The sequence below is a fragment of the Streptomyces sp. NPDC049687 genome (assembly GCF_044465285.1).
Lineage (GTDB): Bacteria > Actinomycetota > Actinomycetes > Streptomycetales > Streptomycetaceae > Streptomyces.
Genome location: NZ_JBITLN010000001.1, coordinates 1,133,309 through 1,155,989 on the forward strand (window position 1 = coordinate 1,133,309; position 22,681 = coordinate 1,155,989).

Here is a 22,681-nt window from a genome sequence, read left to right on the forward strand (position 1 = left end):
CGCCCGCAGCGGCTTCCCGATGCTCACAGCTGCTCCCCCAGCGCGTTGACGGCGGCCACGATGCGCTCCAGATCCTGGGCGGACAGGGCCGGGTGGACGGGCAGCGACACGACCTCCGCGGCGGCGCGCTCCGTCTCGGGCAGGTCCCAGTCGCGGCCCGCCTTCTGGTCCGGCTCCCAGTACGGCTTCAGCCGGTGGATGGGGGTCGGGTAGTAGACGGCGTTGCCGACACCGGCCTCGGTGAGCCTGGCCATCGCGGCGTCGCGGTCGCCCTGGATGCGCACGGTGTACTGGTGGTAGATGTGCCGGGCGCCCTCGGCGACCTTCGGCGTGACCACGTTCGGCGCGCTGATGTGCTCGGTGAGGTACGTGGCGTTGGCGATGCGCTGCTCCGTCCAGCCGCCGAGCTTGCCGCGCTGCACACGGCCGATCGCGGCGGAGACGTCCGTCATGCGCACGTTGGCGCCGACGATCTCGTTGGCGTAGCGCTGCTCCATGCCCTGGTTGCGCAGCAGGCGCAGGGTGCGGGCGACCTCGGCGTCACCGGTGGAGATCATGCCGCCCTCGAGGCTGTGCATGTTCTTCGTCGGGTAGAAGCTGAACGTGCCCGCGGCACCGAAGGCGCCGACCGGCGTGCCGTTCAGCGCGGCCGCGTGGGCCTGGCAGGCGTCCTCGACGACGGCGAGCCCGTGCTGCTGGGCGATCGCCATGATCCTGTCCATGGCGGCGGGGTGGCCGTAGAGGTGCACCGGCATGATCGCGGCGGTGCGCGGCGTGATGGCCGCCTCGACCGCGGCGGGGTCCAGACAGAAGGTGTCGGCGTCGATGTCGGCGAAGACCACGTCGGCGCCGACCAGCCGGACCGCGTTGGCGGAGGCCGCGAAGGAGAACGACGGCACGATGACCTCGTCGCCCGGGCCGAGCCCGAGGGCCATCAGCGACAAATGCAGCGCGGAGGTGCCGGAGTTGACCGCGACACAGTGGCGCCCGTCGACCAGCTCCGAGAACTCCTCCTCGAAGGCGGCCACCTCGGGACCCTGGACGACCCGGCCACTGCGCAGTACGCGCACCGCGGCCTCGATCTCCTCCTCGTCGATCACGGGTCTGGCGGCCGGTATGAACTCATGGGCGTCGGTCATCGACATCCCCTCCTCTACGGCGACCTCGAAGGCGCACCACGTCATGCGGTCGGGAAGGGCCATGTCGATGCTCAGCACGGCCGCATCCCTGGTTGTCCACCGTTGCCTGTAGGCGGATGGACGGCTTGTACACAGGACCCCGCCCCCCGAGGGTTCCTTGCGGGAAGTCAGCCGTACCCGGCATGGGGCCGGATGTGCTCATCGGCTGCGGTCACGGTGTGTTCGTCTTTGGCCACCGGGACCAGACTGCACGTTACCAGCACGAGGACCGCAATTTTCCCCAGTGTTACCACAGAGAAACCACCGCCCTGGGTGCCCTCCATCACAAGCAAGACACAGCGTAACTCTCCGGTAAACGGATGGCGACGCGAGGTGACCCGCAGGTCGGGGAGCGCCACGACGGCGGCGCGGACGCCCGGATCACACCGGGCGCCCGCGCCGCTGCCACACGGAGACGGAGGTCAGTCCTCCGTCGAGGCCGAGACGGTCGGCACGCTCTGCTGCGCCGCCGCCGTCTTCTTCGACGTGACCGACTTCGCGGCCTTCTTGGCCGTCGTCTTCTTGGCGGCGGTCTTCTTCGCGGCCGTCTTCTTGGCCGCCGCCGTCTTCTTGGTGGCGGCCTTCTTCGCGGTGGCCTTCTTGGCCGTCTTGCGGGCGGCCGTCTTCTTGGCCGGAGCGGCCTCCGCCTCCTCGCCGACGGGCGTCTCAGCGGTGGCCTCCGCAGGAGCCTCGGCCTCGGGGGCCTCCGCCGGAGCCGCCGGGACCACCACGACGGCCGTCTCCTCGGGGGCGGTCGGCGCGGTGGCCTTGCGCACGGCACGGCGCCGCGGGCGGGCCGGGGCCGCGTTCTCGGCGACCGGCTCGGCCTCGGCGGCCGGCGCGGCCTCGGGCTGCTCCACCGGGGCGGCCGGGGCCTCGGCGGCGGCCGGCTCCACGACCGGCTCGACGACCGTCACCACGGCCTCGGCGCCGGCGGGCGAGCCGGCCGGCGCGGACACCTTGCGGGTGGCGCGCCGACGGGTACGGCCCTTGGGCGCGGCCTCGTCCTCGGCGGGGGCCGGGGCCTCGACCACCGGGTCCTCCACGGCGACCGGCTCGGCCTGCGCGGCAACCGCCTCGGCCGGCTGCACCGGACGCTCGGCCTCCGCGTCAGCGGTCACGTCCTGAGCGGTGGGCACCTCGGCGAGCGCCTCGACGGACGCCTCGACGGGCTCCGCCGTGACGAGCACCTCCGAGCCGCCCGCCCTCCGCGTACCCCGGGGGGCACCGGCCGGAGCGGACGCCCGACGGCCCGTCCTACGACGGCTGCGCCCACGGGTGGCCGCTGCCTCCGCCTCGGCGACGCTGCTGTACAGCTCCTCGTCGGCGGCGAAGTCGGGCGCCGACAGCGCGACCGGCTCGGCCGCCTCGGCGGCGACCTCGGCCTCGGTCTCGGCCTCCTCCTCGACGCTCAGCAGCGGCTCGGCGACCTCGACGGCCTCGTGCTCGTGGGCGTCGCCGCCACGGCCGCGCTTCTTGCGCTTGCCACCGCCACCGGCGGAGGTCGGCTGCTCCATGTGGACGATGACACCACGCCCGTTGCAGTGCACACAGGTCTCGGAGAACGACTCCAGCAGACCCTGACCGACCCGCTTGCGGGTCATCTGCACCAGCCCCAGCGAGGTCACTTCCGCCACCTGGTGCTTCGTACGGTCACGGCCCAGGCACTCGAGAAGCCGGCGCAGCACCAGATCCCGGTTGGACTCCAGCACCATGTCGATGAAGTCGATCACGATGATGCCGCCGAGGTCGCGCAGCCGCAGCTGGCGCACGATCTCCTCGGCCGCCTCCAGGTTGTTCCTGGTGACGGTCTCCTCGAGGTTGCCGCCCTGGCCGGTGAACTTGCCGGTGTTGACGTCGACGACGACCATCGCCTCGGTCCGGTCGATCACCAGCGAACCGCCGCTGGGCAGCCAGACCTTGCGGTCCAGCGCCTTGGCGAGCTGCTCGTCGATCCGGTACGTGGCGAAGACGTCGACCTCGGAGGTCCACCTGGACAGCCGGTCGGCCAGGTCCGGGGCGACGTGCGCGACGTACCCGTGGATGGTCGACCAGGCCTCGTCGCCGCTGACGACGACCTTGGAGAAGTCCTCGTTGAAGATGTCGCGCACGACCCGGACGGTCATGTCCGGCTCGCCGTAGAGCAGCGTCGGCGCGTTGCCGTTCTTGGCCTTCTTCTGGATGTCCTCCCACTGCGCCTGCAGCCGCTCGACGTCACGGCGCAGCTCGTCCTCGCTCGCGCCCTCCGCGGCGGTGCGCACGATGACGCCCGCGTCCTCGGGGACGATCTTCTTGAGGATCGTCTTCAGCCGGGCCCGCTCGGTGTCGGGCAGCTTGCGGCTGATGCCGGTCATCGAGCCCTCGGGAACGTATACGAGGTAGCGGCCCGGCAGCGACACCTGACTGGTCAGGCGGGCGCCCTTGTGCCCGATCGGGTCCTTCGTCACCTGGACGAGCACGGACTGCCCGGACTTCAGGGCGCTCTCGATCCGCCGAGGCCCGTTGGCCATGCCCAGCGCCTCGAAGTTGACCTCACCGGCGTACAGGACGGCGTTGCGCCCCTTGCCGATGTCGATGAAGGCGGCCTCCATGGACGGCAGCACGTTCTGGACCTTGCCCAGGTAGACGTTGCCAACGTACGAGGTCGACTGCTCCTTGTTGACGTAGTGCTCGACGAGCACGCCGTCCTCGAGGACGCCGATCTGGGTGCGCTCACCGCTCTGGCGGACGACCATCACCCGCTCGACGGCCTCGCGGCGGGCCAGGAACTCGGCCTCGGTGATGATCGGGACGCGTCGGCGCCCCTGCTCACGGCCTTCCCTGCGACGCTGCTTCTTGGCTTCGAGGCGGGTCGAGCCCTTGATGGACTGCACCTCGTCGGACGGCTCGGCGGGCTTGCGCGGCTCACGGACCTTGACGACGGTCCGCTCGGGGTCGCCGTCACCCGGCTCGACGTCGACGGAGGTGTCCCCGGCACGGCGGCGACGGCGACGGCGGCGACGGCTGCCGGCGGTGGAGCCGAGGCCCTCGTCGTCGGCGTCCTCTTCCTCCTGCTCGGCGGTGTCCTCGGCGTCCTGCTCGGCCTGTTCGGCGGCGAACTCCTCGGACTCGGCGTCCGCGCCCTCGCCCTCGACTGCCTCGCCCCGGCGGCGGCGACGGCCTCCGCGGCGACGCCGGCGGCGCGACCCCGTCTCCTCGCCCTCCTCGCCCTCCTCGTCGCCGTCGACGACGTCCTCGGCGGCCTCGTCGGCCTCCTCCGGCTCGGTCTCGTCCTCGGCGACGGGCGCGGCGGCGACAGCCGGTGCGGCGGCCTCGGTCTCCTCGGCGGAGGCGGCACCCCGGCGGCGGCGCCGGCGACGCGAACCGCCCGCCTCCTCCACCGGGACCTCGGCGGTCTCCTCGACCTCCGGCGTCTCCTCGGCCTCCTCGGCCACGGCGGCAGCGGCCTCGGCGGCAGCGCGCTGCGGCGTCTGGAACTGCGGCTCGGCGAACACGGGTGCCTGGAACACGGCGACCGTGGGCCGCGCGGGCCGACGCGGAGCCTCCGCCTCGCCGTTCCCCTTCACGGGCTCGGGCTCGGAGAAGCCACCGGCGGCCCGCCGCACGACACGCCGCCGGGGCCGCCGGGAGCCGGCGTCCTCATCGGCGGGCGCCTGGGCGGCGGACTCCTGGGAGGCGGTCTCGACGGCGGCGGGGCCCTCGTCGGCCTTCGCACCGGCGTCGGCGGTCGCCGCGGGAACCTCGGTCTCGTCCTCTGCGGCAGCGCTCGCGGGTGCCCCGGCGGGCGCGGCCGCCCGGCGGGTGGACCGGCGACGGGTACGCGGCGCGGCGGCCTCGGCGGGCGCCTCGGAGGAGGCGGCCGCGGTCTCGGCGGAGGCCGCGGGCGTCTCGACGGAAGCGGCGGGCGCCTCGGTCTCATCGGCCGTCCGGGCCTCGGCGCTCACCGTGGCCTCGGTGGGCGCGTCGGCGGGCGCGGCGGCCCGGCGGGTGGCCCGGCGACGGGTACGCGGCGCGGGAGCGGCCTCGGCGGCGTCCTCGGACACCTGCGCGACGGGCGCGGCAGGGGCCTCGACGGCGGGCGTCTCAGCGGCGGGGGTGGCCGCGGGCACGGTCTCGGCGTCCTCGGCCGGGGCCGGGGCGGCGGCGGGCGCGGACACGCGGCGCGTGGCCCGGCGACGGGAACGGCGAGGAGCGGTGTCCTCGGCGGCAGCGGCCTCGGTGACGGGCTCGCTCTCCTCGACGGCGGCCTCTTCGGCGGCGGGCACCGGCACGACGGCCTCGGCGGGCGCGGGCACCACCGTCTCGGCGGCCTCCGCGGACGCGGGGGCACCGGCGGGCGCGGAGGCCCGTCGGGTGGCACGCCGACGCGTACGCGGCGCGGGAGCGGCCTCGGCGGCCTCCTCCGTCCCCTCGGCGTCCTCCGCCGTCACCTCGGCCTCATCGCCCACGATCGCCGCGGCGGCCTGGTCGGCCTTGACGTCCTCGTCGGTCCTGACGCCCTCAATGGCCTCCTCCGCCAACTGCTCGGCGGACTCCACGGCCGGTATGGCCGGCGCGGTGATCTCGGCCGGGGCCTCGGCGGCGCCGACCGGCGGACCGGCCGGGCGGGAAGCGGCACGGCGCCGACGACGCGGCGGCAGGGTGTCGCTGGGGGTGTTGTTCTGTTCTTCGGAACCCTTGGTGGGTTCGGTCGGCTCGAGCATGCGGGTGTGTCTCCCGTCAGGCTCCCGGGCGCCGCACCTGGGTCCGGCGCCGATCATGTGGATCGGTCACCGTTGACGTCCGCGGCTCGCGCTGTGCGCGGTGCCGCCGTCCGGGGCGCGGCCGCCGCACGGGAGCTCTCTGTGTCCTGTCTCGCCGGTTCCGTAGCCCTGTTGCGACGGCCTGGCGAAAGTCTTCTGGTCGGTGCGCTGCCCGACCCAGGTGGCTCCCGAGTACGAGGGCGGCGCTACGACGTCCGTCCCTGTGCGGAACCTTCCTTACGCCGGCGCCTTCGCGGCGGCAGTCGCATCGGCCGTTGAGAAGGCCTCGGCTGCCTCGCGGTCGGGCGCGAGCGGGTCGGTCACCGCGCCGGTCTCTTCATCGAGCAGCCCCTGCGCCAGCCTGGTCACCGCTGCGGGGACCGGCGGCGCCAGGTCGGCCACGGCGCGGAGACCGGACAGGACGTCGTCGGGTCGTACGGCAGGCGTCACGTGCCGAACAACCAGCCGCAGTATCGCACAGGGCTGGTCGGTCGGCCTATCAGCCATTTCACTCTGTGTTTCGAGACGCACGACCGCCGGGCGGGCGTCGAAGGTGCGCACGCCGTTCTTGGTCATGCGCTGGACCTCGACGGACTCGGCGGTGTTGAAGGCCTGGACGGCGCGTCGGGCGTCGGCCGGGTCCACTCCGTCGAGCCGCAGCTCCCACACGGAGGCCGTGAGCCGGTCGGCCAGGCCCGAGGTTCTCGCCTCGACCGCGTCGACGATGTCGAGGCCGGTGGGCAGGGACTCGTCGAGCAGAAGCCTCAGCTTCTCCGGCTCCCGCGCCGCGGTGAGCGCGATCTCCAGATACTCCGCCTCACTGCCCGTGCCGGTGGGTGCGGCATTGGCGTACGACACCTTCGGGTGCGGCGTGAACCCCGCCGAGTACGCCATCGGCACCTCGGCACGGCGCAACGCGCGCTCGAAGGCGCGCTGGAAGTCACGGTGGCTGGTGAACCGGAGGCGGCCGCGCTTGGTGTAGCGCAGTCGGATGCGCTGCACCGCGGGTGCGGGCGGCGGGCCTTCGGGCTGTCGCTTGCCCAGTGTCGTTCAGTCCTTCGTGAGTTTCGTGAGAGCGGTCGTACTGCTATCAAGAGTACGTGCACCGAGCGGCCTCGGTTCCCGCCGCGGGACGGCGTCCCTCTCCCGTGGCTCCCCGAACAGCGCCCGCCGCACGTCGGCACGGGTCTGCCGGACCGTCTCGCGGGCGGCGGCGAGGGCCTGCCGGGCCGTCCGCCCCACAGCGCGCGCGGCCTCGGCGGCGGGCCGCAGGACGACGTCCCGCACGACATGCGCGAGCGGTGCGAGGACGGTCCGGTACACCCACCGCACCGGCTCCACGAAGATCCACCGGAACAGGGTGGCGAGAAATCGTCCGACGGCACGCGAGAGGTGTCCCGCGATCCGCCAGGCGTGTCCGAGCGCGTCCCCCACCTCACGCGCCACGACAGCGAGAACGCGCCCCACGGGAACCAGCACCCAGCGCCACAGCGCGAGCGCGGGCAGCACCAGCAGCACCCGGGTGATCCAGTACACGGCCACCCCGACCCCGCTGACCAGCAGCCCGAGCAGCCGTCCCACCCCGCGCGCACCCCATGCGAGAGCCCGTCCGACGGGCGCGAGGATCCACTCGTAAACCCAGCAAGCCGGTACGACGACCAGATACCGCACCAGCCACAGAACCGCATGCCCGACGGGCGTCAGCACGCGCGCGTACGCCCAAGCCAGCCCGGCACCGACACCCCGCGCCAGCCACACCAGCGCACGCCCGGCCGGAGCGAGGAGGTACCGATGGAGGAACACCACCGGTACGACCACCAGCACCCAGCCGAGCCGGCCCAGCACCCAGCCGACCGGCACCACGACATACCGCCACAGTCCCACCAACGGCCAGACCAACAACACCCGCCCCAACCACAACAGCGCCCGCCCCAACGGTCGCAGCACCGCGTCCCCGAGGAACCGCCCCACGACGACGAGCCCGTCCCACACCATTCGCACGGGCACGACGAGCACCAGCACCACAATCCGCACGGGCATCCGGATCGCGACGACGAGACACCCCTCCGGCTGCTGCGGTTCGACGGCCGGTTTCTGCAGGTCCATATGGGTGTAGACGCCGCAACCACCCCCTTGGATGCATGAATTCAGCCGGACGAGTGCACCGATCCACCCGACAGGCGGGGGGTCGGCGGTCAGAGGCCGGCAGTGCGGTCGAAGCTGGTGATGTTGAGCTTGACGCCCTTCACGGTCTTGAGCGTCGTGGGGTACTCGTCCCAGGCGGTCTGGCCGGGTCGCACGTCGGTCTCCAGTTGGGATCCGTTCGTCAGACGGGTGCCGCTGGCTCCGACCGCCTCCCAATCCCATGAGTAGTCGGACTTCTCGCTGCTGCTGTTCCTGATCGTCCAAACGACCCAGATATCGGTGATACCGGCCTGTGAACGGTCGTCGAGCCGGAAGCTGATGAGGTCCGCCCGTTCGCCCCGGGAGTCCCGCGTCTTCTCGGTGGTGGTGTCGGTGGGCGCGGGTGTGGTGGTCTCGTCGTCGGCACCCAGTGCGATCACGAGCATCGCCACGACGATGACGATCACCGTGGCCAGAGCGCCGGCACACCCCCAGAGACAGCCACGACCCCGCGGCTTCGTCCGCGGCGGCCAGGGGGGAGAGGGCCTTCCCCTCCGAGGACCGCCCGCAGACGGTTCACTCGTCGGCATGGCTACCTCCTCCGCGGCGGATATCGCCACGCTAGGAAGCCTGGGGAAGCCCCGCGAACCGAGAACAGCCACTCAGGTGACGCCATCGGTGACCCGCCCGTGTCGGCATCCGAGCCCTCAGCCCTGACTTCGAGAAAGCGTCAGCCTGCGTCGCTCCGACGCACATCCGCGTCCGGAAACTCATGTTTACATCATCGACTTCGGGAAACTAAAGTTGTCACATGGCCCCGTATGAGATCACCCCCGAAGAACAGGTGGAGCTCGACAAAGCCCTCTACGACGCTCTCGACCCACTCGCAACGGCCATGCGCTCCCGAGCATCCGGACTACCCGGAGACCGCATGTGGGAGGCCGACCCGGTCGAAGTCGCCCTGTCCGTCCTCGCCACCTGGAAGGTCGTGGACACCGAGGTCAAACGGTTGACGGCGATCGCGGCAGGAACCGCTGGTTCTTACGGCGCCAGCTACGAGCAGATGGGAGCCGTCTGGGGTATCACCCGGCAAGGCGCCCGCAAGAAATGGCCGGACGCCATCAGCCGCGCGGCAACCACCGCAGCCACGGCAAGCGCTCCACTCGAGCTGTGCGGCGGGAGGGCCGAGTTGACGCAGGACCCTTCGTCCGGCGGCTGGAGGTGGACAGGCAAGGGCGCCGACGGAACGCACGGGGCGGCCGACGGCGACACCTGGTACGCGACGAAGGAAGAGGCCGCAGCCCACGCAGGGGCCTTCCTGAGGGAGCATGCCGTCCATCAGCCCTGAGAACAGCGTCCAACCAGCAAAAAGCCCCTCAGAACCCATGCCTGAGGGGCTTTCGGCCCTCACACCCGTTTCAGCCGGTCGGAGCGGTGTTCTTGACCGTCAGCGGCAGGAGCTTCTTGCCCGTGGGGCCGACCTGGATGTTCGTGGCCATCGTCGGCTACAACGCACACCACACGCCCAGATCGCTGGGCACCCCCACCCGGATGAAGCTGCGCACAAGGGCCCATGCGCGGTCGACGCTTAGGACGAAGTCGCCGGTGAACTCTGCTGGATCGTCCATGATCGGGACGTCGACCACGGCGCCCACGGGGACGGTGCCGTCTCCCACGAGAAGAGACATCCCCTCAGCGTCATCGATCAGATGGATCACCGCGTGATCGCCTCGGAAGCCGAGGCTCAGCTGAGGAAGCTCCCTGTCCGGCAACCGGACTTCGAGGTACCCCTGGCCACGGGAACGCAGTTCGCCGAAGCGGTCCGCCAGATCCTTCACGTCCGAACGTCTCTCGACTGCGGAGAACCGTCCCGATTCCGGCGACGTCGCCGCCCACACAACGTTCATCCAGCCCCCACGGGTCACCGCAAGAGAGCCGAGCGCTGCGGACACCTCATCCTCTGTGACGTCTGCCACAGCCTCGGCGCTGCGCCGCAGCGGCTCACTCACCTCAGTGTCCCGTTTCAGCCGGTCGGAGCGGTGTTCTTGACCGTCAGCGGCAGGAGCTTCTTGCCCGTGGGGCCGACCTGGATGTTCGTGTCCATCGCCGGGCACACGCCGCAGTCGAAGCACGGGGTCCAGCGGCAGTCCTCGACCTCCGTCTCGTCGAGGGCGTCCTGCCAGTCCTCCCAGAGCCAGTCCTTGTCGAGGCCGGAGTCCAGGTGGTCCCAGGGCAGGACCTCCTCGTACGTGCGCTCGCGGGTGGTGTACCAGTCGACGTCGACGCCGAAGGAGGCCAGGGCCTTGTCGGCGGACCGCATCCAGCGGTCGTAGGAGAAGTGCTCACGCCAGCCGTCGAAGCGGCCGCCGTCCTCGTACACGGCCCGGATGACCGCGCCGACCCGCCGGTCACCGCGTGAGAGCAGGCCCTCGACGATGCCGGGCTTGCCGTCGTGGTAGCGGAAGCCGATCGAGCGGCCGTACTTCTTGTCGCCGCGGATCTTGTCCCGGAGCTTCTCCAGGCGGGCGTCCGTCTCCTCGGCGGAGAGCTGCGGGGCCCACTGGAAGGGGGTGTGCGGCTTGGGCACGAAACCGCCGATCGACACCGTGCAGCGGATGTCGTTGGAGCGGGAGACCTCGCGGCCCTTCTGGATGACGCTCATCGCCATGTCGGCGATCTGCAGGACGTCGTCGTCGGTCTCCGTCGGCAGGCCGCACATGAAGTACAGCTTCACCTGGCGCCAGCCGTTGCCGTACGCCGTCGCGACCGTGCGGATCAGGTCCTCTTCGGAGACCATCTTGTTGATGACCTTGCGCATGCGCTCCGAGCCGCCCTCGGGGGCGAAGGTCAGACCCGAGCGGCGGCCGTTGCGGGTCAGCTCGTTCGCCAGGTCCACGTTGAAGGCGTCGACACGCGTGGAGGGGAGGGACAGGCCGATCTTGTCCTCCTCGTAGCGGTCGGCCAGGCCCTTGGCGATGTCACCGATCTCGCTGTGGTCCGCCGACGACAGCGACAGCAGGCCGACCTCCTCGAAACCCGTCGCCTTCAGGCCCTTGTCGACCATCTCGCCGATACCGGTGATGGAGCGCTCGCGCACCGGGCGGGTGATCATGCCGGCCTGGCAGAAGCGGCAGCCGCGGGTGCAGCCGCGGAAGATCTCCACCGACATGCGCTCGTGGACCGTCTCCGCCAGCGGGACCAGCGGCTGCTTGGGGTAGGGCCACTCGTCCAGGTCCATGACCGTGTGCTTCGACACGCGCCACGGCACGCCCGACCGGTTCGGTACGACACGGGAGATCCGGCCGTCGGGCAGGTACTCGACGTCGTAGAACGCCGGGATGTACACCCCGCCCGTCCTCGCGAGGCGGAAGAGGACCTCCTCGCGGCCGCCGGGGCGGCCCTCCGCCTTCCACTCCTTGATGATCCGCGTCATGTCGAGCACGGCCTGCTCGCCGTCGCCGATGACGGCGGCGTCGATGAAGTCGGCGATCGGCTCGGGGTTGAAGGCCGCGTGACCGCCCGCGAGGACGATCGGGTCGTCGATCGTGCGGTCCTTGGACTCCAGCGGGATGCCGGCCAGGTCCAGGGCCGTCAGCATGTTGGTGTAGCCGAGCTCGGTGGAGAAGGACAGGCCGAACACGTCGAACGCCTTCACCGGGCGGTGGCTGTCGACCGTGAACTGCGGGACTCCGTGCTCCCGCATCAGCGCCTCCAGGTCCGGCCACACGCTGTAGGTGCGCTCGGCGAGGACGCCGTCCTGCTCGTTCAGCACCTCGTAGAGGATCATGACGCCCTGGTTGGGCAGACCGACCTCGTACGCGTCCGGGTACATGAGCGCCCAGCGGACGTCGCAGGACTCCCAGGGCTTGACCGTGGAGTTGAGCTCGCCTCCGACGTACTGGATCGGCTTCTGCACGTGCGGGAGCAAGGCTTCGAGCTGTGGGAAGACCGACTCGACAGACATCGCGGGGTTACCTTCGTGAGCTGACTGGGGTACCCCCGGCCGAAGGCAGGGGGAGGGTGACCATCAAGCCTAACGCGCCCGAAGGACTCCCCCGCCCGCGATGATCCGGTTCTCAAACGTCCATCGAGCCGCTCGTCTTCTTCCACTCCCCCGGCACCGCTTCCTCGACCCGCTCCGCGCGCCGCTCCTCACGGGCGTACAGCACTCCGTACGTGAAGGCGCTCTCGCCCGCCGCGTGCGCCACGGCGGACAGCTCGCGCAGGGTGGTGCGGACCATGACGCTGTCCTGGTGGTCGCCGAGCAGGCTCTGGAGCGACTTCATGGACTTGACCAGGTCCTTCGCCGGGCCACCGAGGGCCGGACCGGCCGCCTCCGCCGCGTACCGGGTCCGCTTGGCCTTCTTGCGGGCCTCGTGCAGGGCGAGGTCTCGGTCGGTGCCGGGCGGCTGCTCCATGGCCTCCTCGACCAGCACGGACACCTTCCCGAAGTCCTTGCGTACGGCCTTGGCGAGCACCTTCTCCGGCTTCTTGGCGGCCGCCTTGCGCAGCGGCGGGTCGGCGACCACGGCGTCCAGGGTGTCGAGCAGGGCCAGATAGCGCCGGGAGTCCAGGACGCCGAGCAGCCGTCGGCGCGAGCCGTGCCCCCCTGCCTTCGCCCAGGCCTGCAGCCGCTCGTGGACCGGGCCGGAGACCAGGGTGGCGGGCAGGTCGTCGAGGGCTGCGCCCAGCCGCTCGGCGAGCACCTCGTGGTCGCGGCCCACTCCCAGCTCTCCGGCGAGCCACTTCAGCTCGGCGCCGATCGGGTCGGTGACCTCCCGGTCGAGGATCGCGCGGAAGGAGCGGAACGTGCTGCGCAGCCGGCGGGTGGCGACCCGCATGTCGTGCACGGACTCCTCGGCGTCCTGGCGCACGGCCGGGTCCAGCTCGACGATCGCGTCCCGCTGGGCGCGTACGTACGCCAGCAGGTGGTCCCCCGCGGTGAGGGGCTTTCCCGGGCCCGTGTCCTTCGGCCGCGGCTGCCCGCCCTTCGTCTCCGCGAGCGCCCGTGCCAGCTTCGACGCGGACTTCGACGGCCGTACGCCCGTCTTGCGCAGTCGTTTCTCCACCTTGTCGAGGAAGGCCGGGTCACCGCCGTCGGCCAGTTCCACCTCGATCTCGGTCCACTGGGCGCCGCCCTCCCCGCCGAACAGCCGCTCCGCCCGTACGGTGTCCACGCTGGCCTCGGCCAGGAGCCGACCGCCTGCGTCGACCAGGTCCCGCACATCCCGGGCGGAACGCAGCCGGACCACCGGCACCAGCTGGCCCTCGCGGACCCGGGCGCGGACGAGTCCGGCGAGTTCGTCGGGGACGGTGTCGGAGAGCGGCGCCCGGATCTCGTCCCGGACGCCCGGGCCGACCGGCAGTTTCAGATGCCAGCCGGCGTCGGAGCCGCCGGTGCGGCGGCGCAGGGTGATCGCAGCCGAGGCCAGGCGTAGGTCGGACGTGTCGTAGTAGGTCGCGTCCAGCTCCGCGGTGCCTTTGTCGAGCACGCCCGCGACCCCGGCGACGCCCGTCAGATCGGGCAGCCCGCTCTCGTCGGATTCGTACTTGCGCTCGATCTCGCGTTTCGTCTCCGCCATGAAATGAATCTAGTGCCAGTCGGGCCTGCACGGCAGTGCTACGCCGACATGGGCCGTTGCACCCTGATGGACTGCAGCAACCCCACCGCCACCCACACCGCGAACATCGACGTTCCGCCGTACGACACGAAGGGCAGCGGCAGGCCGGTCACCGGCATGATGCCGAGGGTCATGCCGATGTTCTCGAAGGACTGGAAGGCGAACCACGCCACGATGCCGGCCGCGACGATCGTGCCGTACAGCTCGGTGGTCTCGCGGGCGATCCGGCAGGCGCGCCACAGGACCACGCCCAGCAGCAGGATGATCAGGCCCGCGCCGACGAAGCCCAACTCCTCGCCGGCGACGGTGAAGACGAAGTCCGTCTGCTGTTCCGGGACGAACTGCCCCGTCGTCTGCGAGCCGTGGAACAGGCCCGAGCCCGTCAGCCCGCCCGAACCGATCGCGATCCGCGCCTGGTTGGTGTTGTAGCCGACGCCGGCCGGGTCGAGGCTGGGGTTGGCGAAGGCGGCGAAGCGGGCGATCTGGTACTCGTCCAGGATGTGCAGCTGCCAGACGGCGACCGCGCCGGCCGCGCCCGCGCCGATCAGCCCGAAGACCCAGCGGTTGGAGGCACCGGAGGCCAGCAGCACGCCCAGCACGATCATCACCATCACCATGACCGACCCGAGGTCGGGCATGAGCATCACGATCAGCATCGGGACGGCGGCGAGACCGAGCGCCTGGACGACCGTGCGGTGGTCCGGGTACGTCCTGTCGCCCGCGTCGACCCGCGCCGCGAGCAGCATCGCCATGCCCAGGATGATCGTGATCTTCACGAACTCCGAGGGCTGGAGCGAGAAACCGCCGCCGAGAACGATCCAGGAGTGCGCGCCGTTGACCGTCGAGCCCAGCGGGGTCAGTACCGCGAGGATGCCCATGAGCGAGAGGCCGTAGAGCACCGGCACCGCGTTGCGCAGGGTGCGGTGGCCGAGCCAGATCGTGCCGATCATCAGGGCCAGCCCGATGCCGGTGTTCATCAGATGGCGGATCAGGAAGTAGTAGGGGTCGCCCTGGTTGATCTCGGTGCGGTTGCGGGTCGCGGAGTAGACCAGCACCGAGCCGATGAGGGAGAGGGCGACGGCCGAGAGCAGTATCGGCCAGTCCAGCCTTCGGGCCAGCGAGTCACGGGCGAAGACCCGCGTCCATCCGGCCCGCTCGGGCCCGTACCCGGAGACGGAGAAGCTGTTCACGCCGGTCATGCGAGCGACCTCCGGCTTCCTGTCCCACGGCGTCCCGCTCCCCGGCATCCGGCTCTTCTGCGTCGCCTGCGGGTGTTCTGGTTGGTCGTGTTCTGCTGGGTGGTCCCCGCCGGCTGCGACCCGTCGGGCTCGGGTGCGCCCTGCTGGCTGGCGCGCTGCTCCTTGGCCGGGTCCTTGGCGATCTTCGGGGACTTGATCGTGCCGTCCGACTGGATGGTCGGCAGGCCCTTCTGGGGGGTGGGCAGCAGTGCGTTCTTCTTGTCGATCGAGCCGTTCTCGGAGACGCCGTAGAGCGCGTTGTAGATGTGGCGCACGGCCTCACCGGAGGCGCCCGAACCGGTACCGGCCTGGGCGATGGTCATGATGACCGTGTAGTCCTTGCTGTAGGTGGCCAGCCAGGACGTGGTCTGCTTGCCGTAGACCTCGGCGGTACCGGTCTTGGCGTGCAGCGGGATCTTGTCCTGCGGCCAGCCGCCGAACTTCCACGCGGCGGTACCGCGGGTGACCACACCCTCCAGGGCCGCGTCCATGCCTTTGAGCGTCGCCTTGTTGATCGGCAGCCTGCCCGTGGACTTGGGCTTGATCTCCTGGACGGTCTTGCCGTCGGCGCTGAGGATCGCCTTGCCGATGGTCGGCTGGTACATGGTGCCGCCGTTGGCGAGGGCGCCGTAGATCACGGCCTCCTGGATCGGCGTGACGAGGGTGTCGCCCTGGCCGATGGAGTAGTTGATCGAGTCGCCCTCGCGCATCTTGTTGCCTTCGAGGCAGTTCTCGTACGCGATCTTCTCGACGTAACTGCCGTCCTTCTTACCGGACTTGCACCAGGCGTCCTTGTTGGCCTTCCAGTAGGCCTCCTTCCACTGGCGGTCCGGGACGCGGCCGGTGACCTCGTTCGGGAGGTCGATGCCGGTGGTCTTGCCGAGGCCGAACTGGTGGGCGGCCTTGTAGAAGTAGTCCTTGGGCTGGCCCTTCTTCGGGTTGATGCCGCCGTCCTTCTTCCACTCCCTGTCGGCGAGGCCGTAGAAGACGGTGTCGCAGGAGACCTCGAGCGCCCGGCCGAGCGAGATGGGGCCGAAGTTCTCGCCCTCGAAGTTCTTGAAGACCTGGCCGCCCACCGAGTACGAACTGGTGCACGGGTAGCCGCCGTCCCACACGTAACCCGCCTCGACCGCGGCGGCCGTGGAGACCACCTTGAACGTCGAGCCGGGCGCGGACTGACCCTGTATGGCCCGGTTCAGCAGCGGGTAGTCGGACTTCTTGCCGGTGAGCTTCTTGTAGTCCTTGGCGGAGATGCCGCCGACCCAGACGTTCGGGTCGTAGGTCGGGGCGGACGCCATGGCGACGATCCGGCCGGTCTTGGCCTCCATCACGACGACGGCGCCGGAGTCGGCCTTGTAGTTCTCGCCGGTGATCTTGTCGAACTGCTGGCGGGCGATCTTCATCGCCTGGGTCAGCTCGTACTCCGCGACCCGCTGGACGCGGGAGTCGATGCTGGTGACGAGGTTGGAGCCGGGCTGCGCCGCGTCCGCCTCGGCCTGGCCGATGACCCGGCCGAGGTTGTCGACCTCGTAGCGGGTGACGCCGGCCTTACCGCGCAGCTCCTTGTCGTACTGCCGCTCCAGGCCGCTGCGACCGACCATGTCGGAGCGCAGGTAGGGCGAGTCGGTGTCCTGCGCCTTGGTGATCTCCTCGTCGGTGACCGGCGAGAGATAGCCGAGGACCTGGGCGGTGTTGGACTTGCCCGGCGCGGGATAGCGGCGCACGGCCTCCGGCTCGGCGGTGATGCCGGGGAAGTCCTCGGCGCGCTCCCGGATCTGCAGGGCCTGCTTGGCGGTGGCCTCGTCGGTGATCGGGATCGGCTGGTACGGCGAGCCGTTCCAACAGGGCTGAGGCGTCTTGGCGTCGCACAGCCGGACCTTCTGCCTGACCTCCTCGGGCTCCATGCCGAGGACGCCCGCGAGCTTGGTCAGGACGGCCTTGCCGTCGTCCTTCTGCTTCAGCAGCTCGGTGCGGGAGGCGGAGACCACGAGCCGTGTCTCGTTGTCGGCGAGGGGCACTCCGCGCGCGTCCAGGATCGAACCGCGCACGGCGGGTTCGACGACCTGCTGGACGTGGTTGCCGGAGGCCTCCTTGGCGTACTCCGCGCCCTCGCGGATCTGGAGGTACCACAGGCGCCCGCCGAGGGTGCCGAGGAGGGAGAGGACGAGGATCTGGATCACGACGAGCCGGATCTGGACCCGTGGGGTCCGACCGGTCTCGGGGATGTTGGTCACTGCGGCTGCCTCCCCCTCTCAGTGCGCGAACGAGTGTGCGCGGCTGTGCGTGCGTACGAATGATGAACGATCAGCCTGTGAGGCCGGGTTCCGCCGGGACTTACCCGTTCGGGTGAACTCGCCCGCTCTCACAGCCGCTTGACTCCCTTGATGCGCCCGGCCCGGGTCGCCCGCGCCTTGGCCGCCTTCAGCTTCAGGCCGCCGCGCTGCCCGCCGATCCTGAGGCCCGTCCCGGAGGAGAGCCAGCCGGAGGAGATGTCCGAGGTGGTGGCCGCGGAACCGGTCTCCGCCAGCGGGTCGTTCTCGGCGCGCCGGGCCAGGAACATGATCCCGGGGACGACGAACGGGGCCAGCAGCAGGTCGTACAGGGCGGCCGAGAAGAGCAGCCCGGTCAGGCCGACGTGCCGGGCGGCGGTGTCGCCGACGAGGGCGCCCACGCCCGCGTACAGCAGAGTGGAGCCGACGGCCGCGGCGACCACCACGACCATCGGACCGGTGGCCGACTTGATCTGCCCGGTCTCCGGCTTGACGAGCCCGGCGAGATAGCCGATCACACAGAGCACGAGGGCGTAGCGCCCGGCCGCGTGGTCGGCGGGCGGGGCGAGGTCGGCGAGGAGCCCGGCGCCGAAACCGATGAGGGCGCCGCCGACATGGCCGTAGACCAGGGCGAGGCCCAGGACGGTGAGCAGCAGGAGGTCGGGGACGGCGCCCGGGAGGTGGAGCCGGGCGAGGACGCTGACCTGGATCACCAGGGCGACCACGACCAGCGGGACGGAGAGCAGGATCCGGTTGACGCGCATGGGGGTTGTCAGCTCCTACTGCTGCTCTTGCTGCTGGCCGTCGGCGTTCGGGGTCACCGTGACGGTGACCGTCGGGGTCGGGACCGGCTTGGGCTTGGCCGGGAGCACGGTGTCGCGCGGGTCCTTCTTCGGGGCCTCGACGACCACGCCGACGACGTCGAGCTTGGTGAAGCTGACGTACGGCGTGACGTAGAGGGTGCGGGTGAGGTCGCCGCCGGAGGGGTCGACGCGCGCGACCACGCCGACCGGCACGCCGGGCACGAAGGGCTTGTCGGCCTGCGAGCCGAAGGTGACCAGCCGGTCGCCCTTCTTCACGTCCGCCTTGCCGTTGAGGAGTTCGACGCGCAGCGGGCTGTCGCCCTGCCCGGAGGCGAAGCCCAGCTCGTCGTTGCCCTCCATCCGGGTGCCGACGGTGAAGTCGGGGTCGTTGGCGAGGAGCACCGTCGCGGTGTTCGGGCCGACGGTGGTGACCCGCCCGACGAGCCCGTCGCCGTTCAGGACGGTCATGTCGCGCTTGACGCCGTCGTTGGCCCCGATGTCGATGGTGATCGTCCAGGAGAAGCCCTGGGCCGCTCCTATCGCGACGACCTCCGCGCCCTTGATGCCGTACTGGCCCGCGCCCGCGATCTTGAGCATCTTGTCGAGCTGGGCCAGGCGGCTGCGGTTGCGGTCGTCGCTGCCCAGCTTCGCCTTGAGGGCCGCGTTCTCCTTCTCCAGCTGCGCCAGCCGGTCGTGGCGCTCACCGGAGTCGCGTACCGCCGAGACGGCGTTGCCGACGGGGTTCACCGCCGACGACACGCCGTCCTCGATCGGACCGAAGACCGCGGCCGCGGCCTGCCGGGCACCGTCGACCGGGGAGTCCTCGCCACCGCGGATGTCCACCGTGATCAGCGCGAACGCGACGGCGATCAGCAGCACCAGGAGCAGCCGGCTCTCTCGTGTGTCCCTCACGTGCGGCGGCCGTGCCCTTCCTCGTCAGAGAAATCACTACACAGGAATTCGGGTAGCCCCGGGCCAAGATGACCAAGGGCGCTTTGTGGGAGCTTATGCCTGAATATCAACGATCCGCCGTACGAGAGGAGATCATCTCGTACGGCGGGACCGAAGCGTTACGTCATCTGCGGGGCGCGGCGTCCAGGACCTGCTGGAGCGCCTCGAACTCCTCGACACACTTGCCGGAGCCGAGCGCCACGCTGTCGAGCGGGTCCTCGGCGATGTGGATCGGCATACCGGTCTCCCGGCGAAGCCGCTCGTCCAGACCGCGCAGCAGCGCGCCGCCGCCGGTCAGAACGATTCCGCGGTCCATGATGTCGCCGGACAGCTCCGGCGGACACTTGTCCAGGGTGGTCTTGACGGCGTCGACGATCGCGTTGACCGGCTCCTCGATCGCCTTGCGCACCTCGGCGGCCGAGATGACCACGGTCTTGGGCAGCCCGGAGACGAGGTCCCGGCCACGGATTTCGGTGTGCTGGTCGTCGTCGAGGTCGTACGCGGAACCGATCGTGATCTTGATCTGTTCGGCGGTCCGCTCACCCAGAAGGAGGCTGTACTCCTTCTTGATGTGCTGGATGATCGCGTTGTCCAGTTCGTCGCCCGCGACACGGATGGACTGGGCGGTGACGATGCCGCCGAGCGAGATGACCGCGACCTCCGTGGTGCCGCCGCCGATGTCCACCACCATGTTGCCCGTGGCCTCGTGGACCGGCAGGCCGGACCCGATGGCAGCGGCCATGGGCTCCTCGATGATGTGCACCTGCCGGGCGCCGGCCTGGGTCGACGCCTCGATGACGGCACGGCGCTCGACGCCCGTGATGCCCGAGGGCACACAGACGACGACGCGCGGACGAGCCAGATACCGCCGCTTGTGGATCTTCAGGATGAAGTAGCGGAGCATCCGCTCGGTGATCTCGAAGTCGGCGATCACGCCGTCCTTCAGCGGCCGCACGGCAACGATGTTGCCGGGGGTCCGCCCGATCATCTTCTTCGCTTCGGCGCCGACCGCGAGGATGCCACCGGTGTTGGTGTTGATCGCGACGACGGACGGCTCGTTGAGTACGATCCCGCGACCCCTGACGTACACCAGCGTGTTGGCGGTCCCGAGGTCGACAGCCATGTCACGGCCGATGAACGACATTGAGTTCCCCATCAGGATTCGACTGGCCTTCCCATGAGCTTTTGAGGGCTTTTCAGGTAGGGCGTGGTGGGTGCTGTGACGTGAAGGCTTCCATCGTAGACGCGCCTTCACGAACACTGCGGAAGGGTCCTGGCCATTGTCAGCAGATGCTGTGTGGGTTCGCTTCTGGAGACGGGCGTTCGGGGAACCTCGTTCCCTCGATCGCCCGTTTCAGCCGTCGCGCGGGGGTTACGCCCGACCGGGGAAGAAGATCTTGACCTCGCGCTCGGCGGACTCCTCGGAGTCGGAGGCGTGGATCAGGTTCTCGCGGACGATGACGCCGTAGTCGCCGCGGATGGAGCCGGGCGCTGCGGCGATCGGGTCGGTCGGGCCGGCGAGCGCGCGCAGGCCCTCGATGACCCGCTCGCCCTCGACGATGAGCGCGACGACCGGACCTGACGCCATGAACTCCACCAGCGGCTCGTAGAAGGGCTTGCCCTTGTGCTCGCCGTAGTGCTGCTCCAGCGTGTCCTGGTCCAGGGTGCGCAGCTCCAGCGCGGTGATCTGCCAGCCGGCCTTGCGCTCGATACGGCTGATGATCTCGCCGGTCAGGCCACGACGGACGGCGTCGGGCTTGAGGAGGACGAGGGTGCGCTGGCTCACGAGGGGCTCCTTACGACTGCTGATGTGCACTACTGCCGGGGTGCGGTGGGACGAGATTACAGGGCGTGTCCGTGCGCCTGTTACGCAGCGTCAGCAGTAGCCGCGGCGAAGCGCGCCCTGGCCTCGTCGACCTTCTTGCCATAGTGCACCGACGCCCACCACAGGGCCCCGAACAGCACCCCCAGGAAGAACATCATCGGCACGAAGAAGCCGGACGCGACCAGCGCGATCTGCAGCGCCCAGCCGAGGGCGACCCCGCCGGGCCGGGTGACCACCCCGCACAGCAGGACGCTGAGGAACATCGCGACACCGCACACCGTCCACACCGTGGTCGTGGCCAGGTCGGGGTCCTTCATGGCGACCAGACCGGCGAAGCCGATGACGAAGAACTCGCCGATCAGGGTCGAGGAACAGAGCGTACGCATGGCTTCGGGACTCAGCCCTTCCCCAGGAGCAGTCGGGCCTCGCCGACCGTGATGACGGAACCGGTGACCAGGACGCCGCCGCCGGCGAACTCGCCCTCCTCCTCGGCGAGCGTGATCGCCGCCTCCAGGGCGTCGGGCAGCCGCGGCTCGACCTGGACCCGCTCGTCGCCGAACACCTCGACGGCGATCGCGGCCAGCTCGTCGGCGTCCATCGCGCGGTGGCTGGTGTTCTGGGTGACGACGACCTCCGCGAAGATCGGCTCGAAGGCCTCGAGGAGGCCCCGGACGTTCTTGTCGCCGCTGGCCCCGACGACCCCGATGAGCCGGCTGAAGTCGAACGCCTCGCCGACCGCCTCGGCGGTCACCCGCGCCCCGGCGGGGTTGTGGGCGGCGTCGAGCACGATGGTCGGGGAGCGCCGTACGACTTCGAGGCGGCCCGGCGAGGACACGGCCGCGAAGGCCTTGCGGACCGTGTCGACGTCGAGCGGCTCGGGCCGCTGGGAGCCGACGCCGAAGAACGCCTCGACGGCGGCGAGCGCGACGGCCGCGTTGTGCGCCTGGTGGGCGCCGTGCAGCGGAAGGTACACCTCGGGGTACTCGCCGCCGAGTCCGCGCAGGGTGACCAGTTGGCCGCCGACGGCGACCTGACGTGCGACGACCCCGAACTCCAGGCCCTCCCGGGCCACCGTCGCGTCGACCTCGACGGCCTTCTTCAGCAGCACCTGGGCGGCGTCGACCGGCTGCTGGGCCAGGATCACCGTCGCGTCCTGCTTGATGATGCCGCCCTTCTCCCCCGCGATCTCGGCCGGCGTCTCCCCCAGCCGGTCGGTGTGGTCGAGGTCGATGGGCGTGACGACGGCGACGTCACCGTCGATGACATTGGTGGCGTCCCAGGAGCCGCCCATGCCGACCTCCACGACGGCCACGTCGACCGGCGCGTCCGCGAAGGCCGCGTACGCCATGCCGGTCAGCACCTCGAAGAAGGACAGCCGGAACTCCTGCTGCGCGTCCACCATCTCGACGTACGGCTTGATGTCCTGGTACGTCTCGATGAACCGCTCGGCCGAGATGGGCGCGCCGTCCAGGCTGATCCGCTCGGTGACGGACTGCACGTGGGGGCTCGTGTACCGGCCGGTGCGCAGTTCGAAGGCGCCGAGCAGGGCCTCGATCATGCGGGCCGTGGAGGTCTTGCCGTTCGTCCCCGTGATGTGGATCGAGGGGTACGACCGCTGCGGCTCGCCGAGGATGTCCATCAGCGCGGAGATCCGGCTGACCGACGGCTCCAGCTTGGTCTCGCCCCAGCGGGTGGCCAGCTCCGCCTCGACCTCGCGCAGGGCCCGGTCGAGCTCGGGGTCCTCGGGGCGCGTGGGCACGTCCGCGGTGGGCTGCCCGCCCTGGGTGCGCAGGGTACGGCTGCCTGCCTCGATGACCGCGAGATCGGGGTCTCGGTCGGTTTCGGCCTCGATGATCTCGTCGAAGGGGTCGCTGTCGCTCACGGGGCCAGTCTACGGAGGCGGACCGACAGAAGTGGGCGAAGGCCCCC

General features: G+C 70.6%; 17 protein-coding genes. 1 reads left to right on the plus strand and 16 read right to left on the minus strand.

All coding sequences use genetic code 11. The features are described 5' to 3' along the window. Nucleotides 1-23 precede the first annotated feature (23 nt). The 5 genes from ACIBVL_RS05080 to ACIBVL_RS05100 form a co-directional block, all read right to left on the minus strand. Complete coding sequence (locus ACIBVL_RS05080) at nt 24-1,139, minus strand: DegT/DnrJ/EryC1/StrS family aminotransferase (protein ID WP_399092082.1); 1,116 nt, start codon at nt 1,137-1,139, stop codon at nt 24-26. A gap of 461 nt (nt 1,140-1,600) precedes the next feature. Further along, nucleotides 1,601-5,881, minus strand: a complete 4,281-nt coding sequence (locus tag ACIBVL_RS05085) for a ribonuclease E/G (RefSeq protein WP_399091852.1) — start codon at nt 5,879-5,881, stop codon at nt 1,601-1,603. Nucleotides 5,882-6,157: 276 nt separating this feature from the next. After that, complete coding sequence (locus tag ACIBVL_RS05090; RefSeq protein ID WP_399091855.1) at nt 6,158-6,922, minus strand: TIGR03936 family radical SAM-associated protein; 765 nt, start codon at nt 6,920-6,922, stop codon at nt 6,158-6,160. 48 nt (nt 6,923-6,970) lie between these two features. Continuing rightward, nucleotides 6,971-8,026, minus strand: coding sequence for a hypothetical protein (locus ACIBVL_RS05095; RefSeq protein WP_399091858.1), 1,056 nt, complete (start codon nt 8,024-8,026; stop codon nt 6,971-6,973). A gap of 89 nt (nt 8,027-8,115) precedes the next feature. Further along, nucleotides 8,116-8,511, minus strand: a complete 396-nt coding sequence (locus ACIBVL_RS05100) for a hypothetical protein (RefSeq protein ID WP_399091861.1) — start codon at nt 8,509-8,511, stop codon at nt 8,116-8,118. A gap of 344 nt (nt 8,512-8,855) precedes the next feature. Here ACIBVL_RS05100 and ACIBVL_RS05105 point away from each other — a divergent pair, with 344 nt between their 5' ends. After that, complete coding sequence (locus tag ACIBVL_RS05105; protein ID WP_399091864.1) at nt 8,856-9,392, plus strand: hypothetical protein; 537 nt, start codon at nt 8,856-8,858, stop codon at nt 9,390-9,392. 157 nt (nt 9,393-9,549) lie between these two features. Here ACIBVL_RS05105 and ACIBVL_RS05110 read toward each other — a convergent pair whose 3' ends face one another. The 11 genes from ACIBVL_RS05110 to ACIBVL_RS05160 all read right to left on the minus strand — a co-directional run bounded on the left by ACIBVL_RS05110 (nt 9,550) and on the right by ACIBVL_RS05160 (nt 22,634). Then, nucleotides 9,550-10,053, minus strand: coding sequence for a hypothetical protein (locus tag ACIBVL_RS05110; RefSeq protein ID WP_399091867.1), 504 nt, complete (start codon nt 10,051-10,053; stop codon nt 9,550-9,552). Nucleotides 10,054-10,067: 14 nt separating this feature from the next. Then, on the minus strand, nt 10,068-12,008 hold the full coding sequence (locus ACIBVL_RS05115; RefSeq protein ID WP_399091870.1) for a TIGR03960 family B12-binding radical SAM protein: 1,941 nt from the start codon (nt 12,006-12,008) through the stop codon (nt 10,068-10,070). Nucleotides 12,009-12,120: 112 nt separating this feature from the next. Next, entirely contained in the window at nt 12,121-13,626 is a 1,506-nt protein-coding gene (locus ACIBVL_RS05120) for a CHAD domain-containing protein (RefSeq protein ID WP_399091873.1), read from the minus strand. Nucleotides 13,627-13,664: 38 nt separating this feature from the next. Beyond that, a complete protein-coding gene (gene rodA, locus ACIBVL_RS05125) occupies nt 13,665-14,864 on the minus strand; it encodes a rod shape-determining protein RodA (protein ID WP_399091876.1) in 1,200 nt (399 codons plus the stop codon). Then, the gene (gene mrdA, locus ACIBVL_RS05130; RefSeq protein WP_399091879.1) at nt 14,861-17,137 is read right to left on the minus strand and encodes a penicillin-binding protein 2; all 2,277 of its coding nucleotides are present in this window, start codon (nt 17,135-17,137) and stop codon (nt 14,861-14,863) included. The genes rodA and mrdA overlap by 4 nt, the downstream gene beginning before the upstream one ends. Before the next feature lie 128 nt (nt 17,138-17,265). Further along, nucleotides 17,266-17,937, minus strand: a complete 672-nt coding sequence (gene mreD, locus ACIBVL_RS05135; protein WP_399091882.1) for a rod shape-determining protein MreD — start codon at nt 17,935-17,937, stop codon at nt 17,266-17,268. A 15-nt stretch (nt 17,938-17,952) separates the two neighbouring features. After that, nucleotides 17,953-18,888, minus strand: coding sequence for a rod shape-determining protein MreC (gene mreC / locus ACIBVL_RS05140; protein ID WP_399091885.1), 936 nt, complete (start codon nt 18,886-18,888; stop codon nt 17,953-17,955). Nucleotides 18,889-19,051: 163 nt separating this feature from the next. Continuing rightward, nucleotides 19,052-20,071 carry a rod shape-determining protein gene (locus ACIBVL_RS05145; protein WP_020127820.1) on the minus strand — a complete coding sequence of 340 codons (1,020 nt, stop codon included), beginning with the start codon at nt 20,069-20,071 and terminating at the stop codon, nt 19,052-19,054. Nucleotides 20,072-20,299: 228 nt separating this feature from the next. Beyond that, complete coding sequence (gene ndk / locus ACIBVL_RS05150) at nt 20,300-20,713, minus strand: nucleoside-diphosphate kinase (protein WP_104780585.1); 414 nt, start codon at nt 20,711-20,713, stop codon at nt 20,300-20,302. Between the two features lie 80 nt (nt 20,714-20,793). Continuing rightward, nucleotides 20,794-21,138 (minus strand): DUF4233 domain-containing protein, encoded by a 345-nt coding sequence (locus ACIBVL_RS05155; protein ID WP_399091888.1) that lies wholly within the window; start codon nt 21,136-21,138, stop codon nt 20,794-20,796. An 11-nt stretch (nt 21,139-21,149) separates the two neighbouring features. After that, a complete protein-coding gene (locus ACIBVL_RS05160) occupies nt 21,150-22,634 on the minus strand; it encodes a bifunctional folylpolyglutamate synthase/dihydrofolate synthase (protein WP_399091891.1) in 1,485 nt (494 codons plus the stop codon). Nucleotides 22,635-22,681 lie beyond the last annotated feature (47 nt).